Raw genomic sequence first — 12,436 nt, 5'->3', positions numbered from 1 at the left:
GTGTCCGATTTCCGCGAGCCGGTGTCGGTGGAGCGTGTCAGGCTGGGGGCATGACCAGTGACGGGATGACCTTCGACGAGCGGTATCGCGCCATCGACGCGCGCGACCGCCGCTTCGACGGCCAGTTCGTCACGGCGGTGCGCTCGACGGGCATCTACTGCCGCCCGAGCTGCCCCGCGCGCACACCTCAGCCCGCCAACGTGACCTTCTACCCGACGAGCGCCGCCGCTCACGAGGCCGGATACCGCGCATGCAAACGCTGCCTGCCCGAGGCCACGCCCGGGTCGCCGCAGTGGAACCTCCGCGGCGACCTCGCCGCGCGAGCGATGCGTCTCATCGCCGACGGGGTCGTCGATCGCGAGGGCGTTCCGGGGCTCGCATCGCGCCTCGGCTACTCGTCGCGTCACCTCACCCGACTGCTCACCGCGGAGCTGGGGGCCGGACCCCTCGCGCTGGCCCGCGCGCACCGTGCCCACACCGCGCGCACCCTGCTCGTCGACACCGATCTCCCCATCGCCGATGTCGCCTTCGCCGCGGGGTTCGCGAGCGTACGACAGTTCAACGAGACGGTCGGTGAGGTCTTCGCGATGCCTCCCGGTCAGCTGCGCGCGCGCCGGCAGGCGGGGGAGCGGATGCCGGGCCGCATCGACCTCGTCCTCCCGGTGCGCGAGCCGTTCGACGCCGCGGGCCTCTTCGGGTGGATGCGGGCCCACGCCATCCCCGGGGTCGAGTCGGGCGACGAACGCTCATTCGCCCGCGTGATCCGTCTCGCCGGGGGACCGGCGTGGTTCGAGGTGCGCCAGGATGACGCGGGGCGCGTGCGCCTGCGCGCCGAGCTGGCCTCGCTGGCCGACCTGTCCACCCTCATCGCGCGGGTCCGGCGGCTGTTCGACCTCGACGCCGATCCGACGGCGATCGACGAGGCCCTCGCGCGGCATCCCGCACTCGCGCCTCTCGTGGCGCGGATCCCGGGCGTCCGCCTGCCCGCGGCGATGGACCCCGACGAGATGCTCATCCGCGCGATGATCGGCCAGCAGATCAGCGTCGCCTCCGCCCGCACCGTGCAGGGGCGCCTGACCGCCGAGCTCGGCGAGCCCGTCCAGACCGCCGCCGGCCCCGCGACACTCTTCCCGACGATGGCGGCGATCGCCGAGCGCGGCGCTGAGGTGCTGCGCGGGCCCGGGGCGCGCATCCGGGCGATCGTCGGCGCCGCCACCGCGCTCGCCGACGGCTCGCTGCGTCTGTCTCCCGGTGACGACACGCACGAGCAGCGCGCGGCGCTCCTCGCCTTGCCCGGCATCGGCCCCTGGACCGCCGACTATGTGCGGATGCGGGTGCTCGGCGACCCCGACATCCTGCTGCCCGGCGACGTCGCGGCACGCGCGGGGGCGGCCGCCGCCGGTATCCCCGCCGGCCCGTCCGAGCTGGTCGCCTGGGCCGAACGCGCCGCCCCCTGGCGCAGCTACCTCATGGCCCACCTCTGGTACGCCGCCCCCGTCACGCAGGCGTGGCGCGAAAGCGCGACCGAGCCGACCCTCCCGCCGTCCCGAAAGGCCCGAGCATGACCGCCGTCTCCCACGCCCCCGCCCCGATCGACGCCACCCGGGTCGAGACCGCTTCGATCCAGACGGTCGAGACGCCCGACGGCCCCTTCACGATCCTCGAGTCGCGCGGCGAGGTGCTCGCGTCGGGGTGGACGGCCGACCCGGTCGCGATCGTCGACCGGCTCCGGCCCGCCGCCCGCCCCGCACACGTGGTCGAGGGAACGACGGATGCCGCCGCAGCGGTCGCCGCGTACTACGCCGGCGACCTGGCGGCGATCGATGCGGTGCCGGTGCGCCAGTCGGGCACGGCGATGCAGCGCGCCGGCTGGCAGGCACTCCGCCGTATCGGACCCGGCGCGCCCCTGACCTACACCGGCTTCGCGACGGCGCTCGGTTCGCCCGGAGCCGTGCGTGCCGCGGCATCCGTCTGCGCGCGCAACGCCGCGGCCCTCTTCGTTCCGTGCCACCGCGTCCTCCGCACCGGTGGGGCGCTCGGCGGGTTCGCCTGGGGGGTCGAGGTCAAGCAGAGTCTCTTGACGCGCGAGGCGCGGCTTCGCGCCTGACTCGGCCACAGTTTCTCCTTGCACTCAGCGAATACTCAGGTATAGCCTGGAGGGCTCCCGTGTGTGCAGCGGGTGCTCTGTCCGCTCGACCTCAGGAGGAAGCCATGTCCCCGGCCATCGTCATCACGAAGTCCGTCGCTCTCCTCATCATGGTTGACGGACGCCCCGCACGCGGAGGAATCGCCCGGTAGCTCCGGGAAGCGCTTCGCCGCTTCCGACGTTTCCTCCCGCGGGGCCCCGGTCCCGCTTCGCCGCGCTCGCGCGCGCCCCTCGCCGTCTTCGGCATCCGCTCGACACACCTCAGGATCATGACTTCCTCGACGCCCCCTCGTCTGTCCACGCCGCGCGCGCTCGCGCGTCTGCTCCCCTTCGCCAAACCGGTGCTGCCCCGGCTGAGCCTCGGCTTCGCCAGCGCGCTCATCGCGAGCCTGCTGGCTCTCGGCATCCCGCTCGTCCTCGAGGTGATCGTCGGCCCTGACGGCCCGATCAACTCGGGCGACCCGTGGCTCATCGTCCTCGGCGCCGGCGCCGTGCTCGCCCTCGGTCTGCTCGAGGCCCTCATGGTCTGGGCGCGCCGCTGGTTCGTCCTCGCCCCGGCGACCAAGGTCGAGTACGAACTGCGCACCGACTTCTTCGCGCGCCTGCAGCGGCTGCCGGTCGCCTTCCACGACCGCTGGCAGTCGGGTCAGCTGCTCAGCCGGATGATGCAGGACATCAGCCTCATCCGTCGCTGGCTCGCCTTCGGCATCGTCCTGCTCGTCGTGAACATGCTCACGATCGTCGTCGGCTCGATCATCCTGTTCCGGTGGCACTGGCTGCTCGGCACGATCTTCGTCGTGGTCTCGGCGCCGCTGTGGATCGCGGGATTCATCTTCGAGAACCGCTACGGCCTGCTCTCCCGGCAGAGCCAGGACCAGGCGGGCGACCTCGCCACAGCCGTCGAGGAGTCGGTCCACGGCATCCGCGTGCTGAAGGCGTTCGGCCGCGGCGGACACGCCCTGCAGAAGTTCACGCGCCAGGCCGAGACCCTGCGCGAGACCGAGGTCAAGAAGGCCAAGGCGGTCGGCTGGATCTGGTTCTGGCTCGTGCTGCTGCCCGACATCGCCTTCGCCCTGTGCCTCGGCGCGGGCATCTACCTCGTGCAGGCGGGCGAGCTCGGCGTCGACTCGCTGATCGCGTTCTTCGCGATGGCGACGATCCTGCGCTGGCCCGTCGAGTCGATCGGGTTCCTCTTCTCGTTCCTCGTCGACGCACGGACGGCCACCGACCGCATCTTCGAGGTGTTCGACGAGCAGAACACCATCGTCGACCCCGAGAACCCCGCGACCATCGCTCAGCCGCGCGGCGAGCTCGTCTTCGAGGGCGCTCATTTCCGGTACCAGGACGCCCCCGAGAGCGAGCGCGACCTGCTCGACGGCATCGACCTCGCGCTGCGGCCGGGGGAGACGATGGCGCTCGTCGGACTCACCGGCTCGGGCAAGACGACGCTCACGACCCTGCCGGGGCGCCTGTACGACGTCACGGGAGGCCGCGTGCTGCTCGACGGCGTCGACGTGCGCGACCTGCGGCTCGACGAGCTGCGCCGTCACGTCGGCATGGCGTTCGAGGACGCGACGCTGTTCTCGCAGACCGTCCGAGAGAACGTGCTGCTCGGTCGCGAGGACCTCGAACGCGGCAGCGAGGAGGCCGAGCGCGTCATGCGCGAGGCTCTCTCGGTCGCGCAGGCGAACTTCGTCGACTCCCTTCCGAACGGCGTCGACACGGTCATCGGCGAAGAGGGGCTGAGCCTGTCGGGCGGACAGCGGCAGCGCCTGGCGCTCGCCCGAGCCGTGGCCGCGCGCCCGGCCGTGCTCGTGCTCGACGACCCGCTGTCGGCGCTCGACGTCGACACCGAAGCGCTCGTCGAAGATGCGCTGCGCGAGGTGCTGGCCGACACGACGGCGCTCATCGTCGCGCACCGCCCCTCGACCGTGACCCTTGCCGATCGTGTGGCACTGCTCGAGGAGGGGCGGGTGACCGCGGTCGGCACCCACTCCGAGCTGCTGCGCACGAGCGAGCACTACCGGCACGTGATCTCGAGCCTCGAGGACGAGCAGGACCGACACGACCATGAACGACACGACCATGAACGACACGATGAAGCGGAGGTGACCCTGTGAGCACCGTCACCGGGACGAGCGGCGAGGACCGCTCCGATTACACCCGCGAGGAGAGCCGAGAGATCCGGCGACGCTCGCTGCGTCTGCTCGGGTCGCTGGTCTCCCCGCTGCGCATGCAGCTGGCGCTGGCGGCGGTCGTGCTCGTCATCTCGACCGCGCTGCGCGTCGCGGGCCCCGCGCTTGTCGGCTGGGGCATCGCCAACGCGCTGCCAGCCGTGCAGGAGCAGGCCGACTGGATGCCGACCATCGCGGTCGTCGTCGTCTTCCTCATCACCGCCGTCGGCGGCGCCGCGCTCATCGGCTGGTACGCCGTGGTCGCGGCACGTCTGACCCAGGCGGTCATGATCGACCTGCGCAAGCGCATCTTCCGCCACACGCAGCGCCTCAGCCTCGAGTTCCACGAGTCGTACACGTCGGGGCGCATCATCTCGCGCCAGACGAGCGACCTCGACACCATCCGTGAGCTGCTCGACGGCGGCCTGAACGAGCTCGTCTCGGGTCTGCTCTACGGCGGGTTCACGCTCATTGCGCTGCTGCTGCTCGACTGGCAATCGGGCGTCATCCTCGCGGTCATGGGCATCCCGCTGTTCCTGCTCATGCGCTGGTTCTACCTGCGGTCGCAGGTCGTCTACCGCGAGTCGCGCGTCATCAGCGCGAGGGTGATCGTGAAGTTCGTCGAGTCGATGACCGGCATCCGCGCGGTCAAGGCGTTCCGCAAAGAACCCGCGAACGACACCGAGTTCGGTGGGCTGTCGAGCGATTACCGTGATGTGAACATGCGCTCGATCCGCCTGTTCGGAACGTTCGAGCCGGCGCTCATGGCCGTGGCATCCGTCTCGCTCGCCCTCGTGCTCGCCTGGGGAGGATTCCGGGTCGTCGACGGCACGCTGAGTCTCGGGTTCCTGCTGTCGGCCGTGCTGTACGTGCGGAACTTCTTCGCGCCCATGCAGGAGGTCGCCTTCTTCCTCAACTCGTACCAGTCGGCGACGGCGGCGCTCGAGAAGGTCTCGGGTGTGCTCGAGGAGGACCCGACGGTCCCCGACCCGACCGATCCCGTCGAGCTGCGGGAGGCCCGCGGGCACCTGCGGTTCGAGGACGTGACGTTCGGCTACTCGGATGCCGTGACGATCCTGCCCGACTTCGCGCTCGACATGCCCGCGGGGCAGACGATCGCGCTCGTCGGCACGACCGGTGCGGGCAAGTCGACGCTCGCCAAGCTCGTCGCGCGGTTCTACGACCCCACGAAGGGGCGGGTCACGCTCGACGGCGTCGACCTGCGCCGGCTGCATCCGAAAGATCTGCGCCGCGCGATCGTCATGGTCACGCAGGAGGCCTACCTGTTCAGCGGGACGGTCGCCGACAACATCGCGCTCGGCAAGCCCGACGCGACGATGGATGAGATCCAGGCGGCGGCGAAGGCCGTCGGGGCGCACGAGTTCATCGAGCGGCTGCCCGACGGATACGCAACCGACGTCAACAAGCGCGGCGGGCGCGTGTCGGCCGGGCAGCGTCAGCTGATCTCGTTCGCGCGAGCCTTCCTCGCCGACCCGGCGGTGCTGATCCTCGACGAGGCGACGGCGTCGCTCGACATCCCGAGCGAGCGGCAGATCCAGGAGGCCCTGGGCACGCTGCTGGCCGACCGTACGGCGATCATCATCGCGCACCGCCTGTCGACGGTGGCCATCGCCGACCGGGTGCTCGTGATGGAGCACGGCCGCATCATCGAGGATGACACCCCCGCCGCGCTCATCGCCGGCACGGGCAAGTTCGCCCAGCTGCACAGCGCCTGGCGCGAGTCGCTCGTCTGAGCTCACGCCGAGAACGCACCGCCCCCGCGAGAACGTACCGGGGGTGGTGCGTTCTCGGCGTAACGGTGCGTTCTCGCCGCCGGTCAGCGGATATCGCCGGCGCGGTGGGTGACCGCGGCGAGGGGGTGAGAGGTGTCGAGATCGGCGAGGGCCATCACGCCGTCGATGCCGACACCGACGGGCGCCACCAGGCGCACCGATGCGTCGCCCGTGTGCAGGTCGGCGGTGAAGGCCTCGAGCAGCGGGATCGAACCGAAGACGCCGCCGATCGCGCACACCGGGAAGGTCTCCTCGTCGGTGCGCACCTGGGCGATCGCCGCGCGCACGCTCTGCGCGAGCTCGTGCGCGGCGCGGACCGAGATGTCCTGCGCGACGGTGTCGCCGGCGACGGCGGCGCGCGCGACGACGGCGGCGAAGCTCGCGACGACGCGGACCCGATCGGGATCGGCCTGCAGGCTCATGTACGCCTGCGACAGGTCAGGCCACCGGTCCGACACCGTCGCCGTCAGCTCGGTCGTCGGCCCCCGGCCGTCGTAGGCGCGCATCACGGCATCCAGGGCCTCGCGGCCGATCCAGTAGCCGCTGCCGGCGTCGCCCATGATCCACCCCCACCCGTCGACGCGCGCAGTGGTCTCCGCGCCGACGGCGAGCGTGACGACTCCGGTTCCGGCCGCGACGACGGCTCCGCGTCGGTCACCGAGCGCGCCGAGGAACGAGGTCGTCGAGTCGTGGGCGAGCACGACGCCGCGCACGCCCTGCGCCGCCGTGAGCGCGAGCATCGCGTCGGCGTCGGCGTTCGCGTCGGTCAGCCCCGAGATGCCCGCGACCACGATGTCAGCGGGCGAGCCTGTGCGCGCCGCGGTCTCGGCGACGACGGCGGCGAGCTGGGGGAGCAGCGGCTCACCGGTCCGGATGCCGGGGAAGAGCAGGTCTTCACCGGATGCCGCAGTCGCGCGCACCTTGATGCCGCTCTGCCCCGCGTCGATCGCGAGCACGCGTCGTTCGCTCACGGGGTGCCCCCGAGCACGCGGCGCAGGAAGCCCGCCTGCGCCTCCCACTGGTATCCCTGGCCGCCCTCGTGCTCGTTGAAGGGGAAGACCGACATCTCCTTGTGCGCGCCGCCGTAGGCGTTGAACGCGGCGTAGACCGTCGAGGGCGGGCACACCGGATCGAGCAGCCCGACCGAGAACAGGGTCGCCGCGTCGGCGCGGCGGGCGAAGTTCACGCCGTCGAAGTACGACAGCGTCTCGAAGACCCGCGCCTCGGCGCCGCGGTGCACGGCGAGCCAGCGCACGACCTCCTGGTAGGGGTCGCTGCCGGTGAAACCGATGGCGCGCTCGAAGTGGCAGAGGAAGGGAACGTCGGGCATCGCCGCGACGAGTCCGTCGCTCAGGCCGGCGGCCGCGATGGCGATGCCGCCGCCCTGGCTGCCGCCCGTGACCGACACCCGTGAGGCGTCGATCTCCGGCAGCGACCGCACCGCGTCGACCGCGCGCACGGCGTCGGTGAACACGCGCCGGTAGTAGTAGGTCTCGGGCGACTCGATGCCGCGCGTCATGAAGCCGGGCACGGCGGGGCCGGAGCCGTGGGGGTCGGGAGTCTCGCCGCCGCTGCCCCAAACACTGCCCTGTCCGCGGGTGTCCATGACGAACGAGGCGTACCCGGCAGTGGCCCAGGCGAGCCGCTCGGTCGGCAGGCCGCGTCCGCCGCCGTAGCCGACGAACTCCACGACCGCCGGCAGCGGGCCCTCGCGATGCGCGGGGAGGATCAACCAGGCCTTCACGGGATCACCGCCGTACCCGGGGAAGGTCACGTCGTGCACGTCGACCGTCGCGTACAGCTCGGATGCCGCGGACACGGTCACCTCACCGCCGGCCTCACGCGAGCCCGCGAGCGTCGCCGACCAGAAATCGTCGAAATCGCTGGGCTCGCTCACCTCCGGGCGGTAGTCCTGAAGTTCGGCGAGCGAGAGATCGAAGCGCGGCACGCGCTCACCCTAGCGCGAAGCCCGGAACCGTGAGAGATATCTCGACATCGAGAGAACCACCCCCGTGCGATACGCTGAGGAACGACCCTCGACGCGCTTTTTGGAGAGACGACACGTGCCCGACTCGACCATCATCTACACGTACACCGACGAGGCGCCGGCACTGGCCACCGCCTCCTTCCTGCCCATCGTCGAGGCCTTCGCCGGTGCGGCCGGCGTGGCCATCGAAACCCGCGACATCTCGCTCGCGGGCCGCATCCTCGCCGCCTTCCCGCAGAACCTGACGCCCGAGCAGCAGGTCGGCGACGCCCTCGCCGAGCTCGGCGGCCTGGCGACGCTGCCCGAGGCCAACATCATCAAGCTGCCGAACATCTCGGCCTCGATCCCGCAGCTGAAGGCGGCCATCGCCGAGCTTCAGGCCGCGGGATACGACATCCCGAACTACCCGGACGAGCCGCAGAACGTCGACGAGAAGGACGTGCGCGCGCGCTACGACCGCATCAAGGGCTCCGCCGTGAACCCCGTGCTGCGCGAGGGCAACAGCGACCGCCGGGCCCCGCTCTCGGTCAAGAACTACGCCCGCAAGCACCCGCACCGCAACAAGCCGTTCGCCGACGGGTCGAAGACTCGCGTCGCGACGCTGGGCCACGACGACTTCAAGTCGAACGAGACCTCGACGGTCATCGAGGGCGACGACGTCCTCGCCATCCGCTTCACGGCTCAGGACGGCACCGTCACCGAGCTGAAGTCGGGCCTGAAGGTGCTGCCGGGCGAGGTCGTCGACGCGACCTTCCTCTCGGCCGCAGCCCTCGACGCCTTCCTCGCCGACACGGTCGCGCAGGCCGCGTCGGACGACGTGCTGTACTCGGTGCACCTGAAGGCGACGATGATGAAGGTCAGCGACCCGATCATCTTCGGCCACGTCGTCCGTGCCTTCTTCGCCGACGTGTTCGCTCGCTACGGCGATGACCTCGCCGCCGCCGGCCTCACCCCCAACGACGGCCTCGGCGCCATCCTCGCGGGCCTCTCGCAGCTCGCGAACGGCGACGAGATCCGTGCCGCCTTCGAGGCCGCCATCGCCTCCGGGCCCCGTCTGTCGTACGTCAACTCCGACAAGGGCATCACGAACCTGCACGTGCCCTCCGACGTGATCGTCGACGCCTCGATGCCGGCCCTCATCCGCAACGGCGGCAAGCTCTGGGGCGCCGACGGCGGCGAGGACGACACGATCGCCGTCATCCCCGACTCCTCCTACGCCGGCGTCTACCAGGCGACGATCGAGGACGTCATCGAGCACGGCCCGCTCGACCCGGCCACGATCGGCTCGGTGCCCAACGTCGGCCTGATGGCGCAGGCGGCCGAAGAGTACGGCTCGCACGACAAGACCTTCGAGATCCCGGCCGCCGGAACCGTCGAGGTCGTCGACTCGTCCGGGTCGGTCCTGCTGTCGCACGAGGTTCAGGCGGGCGACATCTGGCGCGCGACGCAGACGAAGGATGTCGCGGTGCGCGACTGGGTCAAGCTCGCCGTCACCCGCGCGCGTGCGACGGGCGTGCCCGCCGTGTTCTGGCTCGACGAGAACCGTGCCCACGACGCGAACCTCATCGCGAAGGTGAAGACCTACCTCGCCGAGCACGACACGGACGGGCTCACGATCGAGATCCTCGCTCCCGCCGACGCGACGCGCTACTCGCTCGAACGCATCCGCCGCGGCGAGGACACCATCTCGGTCACCGGCAATGTGCTCCGCGACTACCTGACCGACCTCTTCCCGATCCTCGAGGTGGGCACGAGCGCCAAGATGCTCTCGATCGTCCCGCTGCTGGCCGGCGGTGGTCTGTTCGAGACCGGCGCGGGCGGTTCGGCTCCGAAGCACGTGCAGCAGCTCGTCGCCGAGAACTACCTCCGGTGGGACTCGCTGGGTGAGTTCTTCGCCCTCGCGGCGTCGTTCGAGCACCTCGCCGAGTACACCGGCAACGCTCACGCGAAGGTGCTCGCCGACACGCTGGATGCCGCCACCGGCACGTTCCTCGAGCAGGACAAGTCGCCGGGTCGCGCACTCGGCACGATCGACAACCGCGGCAGCCACTTCTACCTCGCGCTGTACTGGGCGCAGGAGCTGGCGGCTCAGACGGTCGACGCCGAACTCGCCGCCGCCTTCGCGCCGGTCGCCGAGACCCTCGCCGCGAACGAAACGGCGATCGTGGAGGAGCTGATCGCGGTGCAGGGTTCGCCGGCCGAGATCGGTGGCTACTACCGTCCCGACGCCGAGCTGGTCGCGGCCGTCATGCGGCCTTCGGCGACGCTGAACGGCATCATCGACGGGCTTTGACTCCGCTCTGACACAGCGAAACGCCCCGGCCGCTTCGGCGCCCGGGGCGTTTCGCGTCGTGCGTGGGGGAGTCCGTCAGAAGCGGATCTCGGCGACGACCTCGCCGTACTCGGTCTCGTTGACCGGCGTGAAGCCGACACGGGTGAAGAACGCTTCGGGCCCGCCCTCTCCGGCCTCGTAGATCACGTTGAGGCAGTCGAAGCCTCGCTTGCGCGCCTCGTCGACGAGCTGTTCGACGGCGAACCGTCCGACACCGCGGCCCTGGTCGTCGGCGTCGACGTTGATGCGCCACAGCACCGAGCGGAAGTGCTCGTGCGGCGCGTCGGGGTCGAAGCCCGCGCTGACGAAGCCGACGACCTCGTCACCGTCCAGGATCACGCGCTGCCACGAGGTCGCCGGGTCGACCACGGTCGCCGCGATCGCGTAGCTCTCGGGCACGACGAATCGCTCCTGCCCGGGCTTCAGCGACAGGTTGTTCACCGCGACGATCGTCGACGCCGACAGTTCTTCCACTCGGAGGTCAGCCATGGTCACAGGCTAACGGTGATCGATCGACCGCGCATCGGTCGATCGGGGGATGGGCCCGGATGCGTCGATCAGGCGTGGACGTAGACGTCGGTTCCGGCGACAGCCCACTCGTAGATCTGGGCGGCGCGCGAGTCGGGCATCCCGACGCAGCCGGCGCTCATCCGGTTGCCCCAGTTGCTGTGCCAGTAGACGCCGTGGAACGCCTGGTCGCCGTTGAAGTACATCGCCCACTTCACATCGGGCTGGACGTAGCTCACGCCCGAGTCGGCCGCGGTGCCGCGCATGTCCTGGCGCGGAGTCTTCCACCCGATCGTGTAGTAGCCGGTCTGGGTGTCAGCGCCGGGGCGGCCGGTGGAGACGAGCCACGAGTCGACCACGGCGCCGTTCTCCTTGAGGTAGAGGCGCTGTTCGCTCAGGTCGACCTCGAGCAGCCGTGTGATGGTCTCCGTCGTGACGGGGACGACCTCGACGGGCAGGCGGTAGGCGGCATCACCAGTCGCGAGCTGCTCCGCGAATCCGGCGGCGATGCCGTCCGTCGAGCTCAGCGTGCGACCGTCGAGGCCGGCGTCGGAGTCGTCGATGACCTCACCCGCGGCGTTGGCGAACACCACGCCGTTGACGGGCGCCCGATCGACGAGCCCCGGAAGGGTGTCGACCACGGGCTGGATGGCGGCGGGGTCGGCCGTGATCTCGAACGAGCCGTCGTCTTTCGTGCCGACCGTGAGCCAGCTCGCGGCCGTCGCGCGGTCGACGGGGACCGTGCGCTCGTCGCCGACGTAGAAGCCGACGCCGTCGAGCATGCTGTTCAGCGAAGCGGCGGCCTCCTCCGCCGCGGCGGTGGTGGTCAGCGCCGTCACGGGCGTCAGCTCGGGGTCGATGACCGCGTCGGTCGTGCCGGAGTCGAAGGCGCTCTGCAGGCCCGCACGGGCCGCCTCGGGGTCGACGCCCGCACCGGGGACGTCGGGACTGACGACATACGACGAGCCGTCGAAGGAGACGGATGCCGCCGTAGGCTCGACGTACAGGTCGCCCGCGGCGCCTCGCAGGGCGGCGGTGGCCGTCGCTTCATCGAGGGCCACGGGAGCAGCGATGGGCTCGCCGAACCACTGGGTGATGTTCCAGGCGGGCCGCGCGTCGAAGGCGGAGGAAGCGAGCTGCGTGCCGTCGACCTGTGCTCCGAGATCCGCACCGGAGACGCTGTCTCCGCCCTCGCCGAGCGTGACAGTGGTCTGATCGAGGCGGTCCTGTACGGCGGCCGCAGCGGCGCCCGGCGTCATGAAACCGACGGGAACACCGCCGATCGAGGTGCCGGGGGCGATCAAGAAGAGCGATGCGGCGGCGGCGCCGAGCGCGACGACGCCGACGGGAATGCCGATCCACAAGCCGAGGTGCCGCTTCTTGGGCGCCGGCTCCACGGGCGCCCATTCGACGCGCTGCCCGGCATCGCCCGAGGGCGTGCCTCGCTCGGCCGTGCTCTCGTGATCATGCTTCGACGCGACATCCGTCACCGCTGTA

9 protein-coding genes are annotated in these 12,436 nt (G+C 70.9%); 5 read left to right on the top strand and 4 right to left on the bottom strand.

All coding sequences use genetic code 11. The features are described from left to right. The first annotated feature begins 50 nt into the window (after positions 1-50). From VC184_RS12635 to VC184_RS12620, 4 genes are all read left to right on the top strand, one after another. On the top strand, positions 51-1,565 hold the full coding sequence (locus VC184_RS12635; protein ID WP_282501417.1) for an AlkA N-terminal domain-containing protein: 1,515 nt from the start codon (positions 51-53) through the stop codon (positions 1,563-1,565). After that, entirely contained in the window at positions 1,562-2,107 is a 546-nt protein-coding gene (locus VC184_RS12630) for a methylated-DNA--[protein]-cysteine S-methyltransferase (RefSeq protein WP_323986454.1), read from the top strand. The genes VC184_RS12635 and VC184_RS12630 overlap by 4 nt, the downstream gene beginning before the upstream one ends. 308 nt (positions 2,108-2,415) lie before the next feature. Continuing rightward, entirely contained in the window at positions 2,416-4,266 is a 1,851-nt protein-coding gene (locus VC184_RS12625; protein ID WP_323986452.1) for an ABC transporter ATP-binding protein, read from the top strand. After that, on the top strand, positions 4,263-6,074 hold the full coding sequence (locus tag VC184_RS12620) for an ABC transporter ATP-binding protein (RefSeq protein WP_323986450.1): 1,812 nt from the start codon (positions 4,263-4,265) through the stop codon (positions 6,072-6,074). Before VC184_RS12625 ends, VC184_RS12620 begins: the two co-directional genes overlap by 4 nt. An 83-nt stretch (positions 6,075-6,157) precedes the next feature. Here VC184_RS12620 and VC184_RS12615 read toward each other — a convergent pair whose 3' ends face one another. Together VC184_RS12615 and VC184_RS12610 are read right to left on the bottom strand one after the other, a co-directional pair. Next, positions 6,158-7,084 carry an N-acetylglucosamine kinase gene (locus VC184_RS12615; RefSeq protein WP_323986448.1) on the bottom strand — a complete coding sequence of 309 codons (927 nt, stop codon included), beginning with the start codon at positions 7,082-7,084 and terminating at the stop codon, positions 6,158-6,160. Continuing rightward, positions 7,081-8,061: an acetylxylan esterase gene (locus VC184_RS12610; RefSeq protein WP_323986446.1), complete on the bottom strand. Its 981-nt coding sequence runs from the start codon at positions 8,059-8,061 to the stop codon at positions 7,081-7,083. Before VC184_RS12610 ends, VC184_RS12615 begins: the two co-directional genes overlap by 4 nt. A 115-nt stretch (positions 8,062-8,176) precedes the next feature. Here VC184_RS12610 and VC184_RS12605 point away from each other — a divergent pair, with 115 nt between their 5' ends. Beyond that, on the top strand, positions 8,177-10,393 hold the full coding sequence (locus tag VC184_RS12605) for an NADP-dependent isocitrate dehydrogenase (protein WP_112617452.1): 2,217 nt from the start codon (positions 8,177-8,179) through the stop codon (positions 10,391-10,393). Between the two features lie 75 nt (positions 10,394-10,468). On the opposite strand, the gene VC184_RS12600 is transcribed toward VC184_RS12605, so the two are convergent. After that, the gene (locus tag VC184_RS12600; RefSeq protein ID WP_274178950.1) at positions 10,469-10,921 is read right to left on the bottom strand and encodes a GNAT family N-acetyltransferase; all 453 of its coding nucleotides are present in this window, start codon (positions 10,919-10,921) and stop codon (positions 10,469-10,471) included. Positions 10,922-10,989: 68 nt separating this feature from the next. Continuing rightward, positions 10,990-12,429 carry a L,D-transpeptidase family protein gene (locus VC184_RS12595; protein ID WP_323986444.1) on the bottom strand — a complete coding sequence of 480 codons (1,440 nt, stop codon included), beginning with the start codon at positions 12,427-12,429 and terminating at the stop codon, positions 10,990-10,992. Positions 12,430-12,436 lie beyond the last annotated feature (7 nt).

The organism is Microbacterium plantarum (assembly GCF_035231185.1).
GTDB lineage: Bacteria > Actinomycetota > Actinomycetes > Actinomycetales > Microbacteriaceae > Microbacterium > Microbacterium plantarum.
Note: the sequence above shows the minus strand (reverse complement) of the source record. Positions and strands in the feature narration are given on the sequence as shown.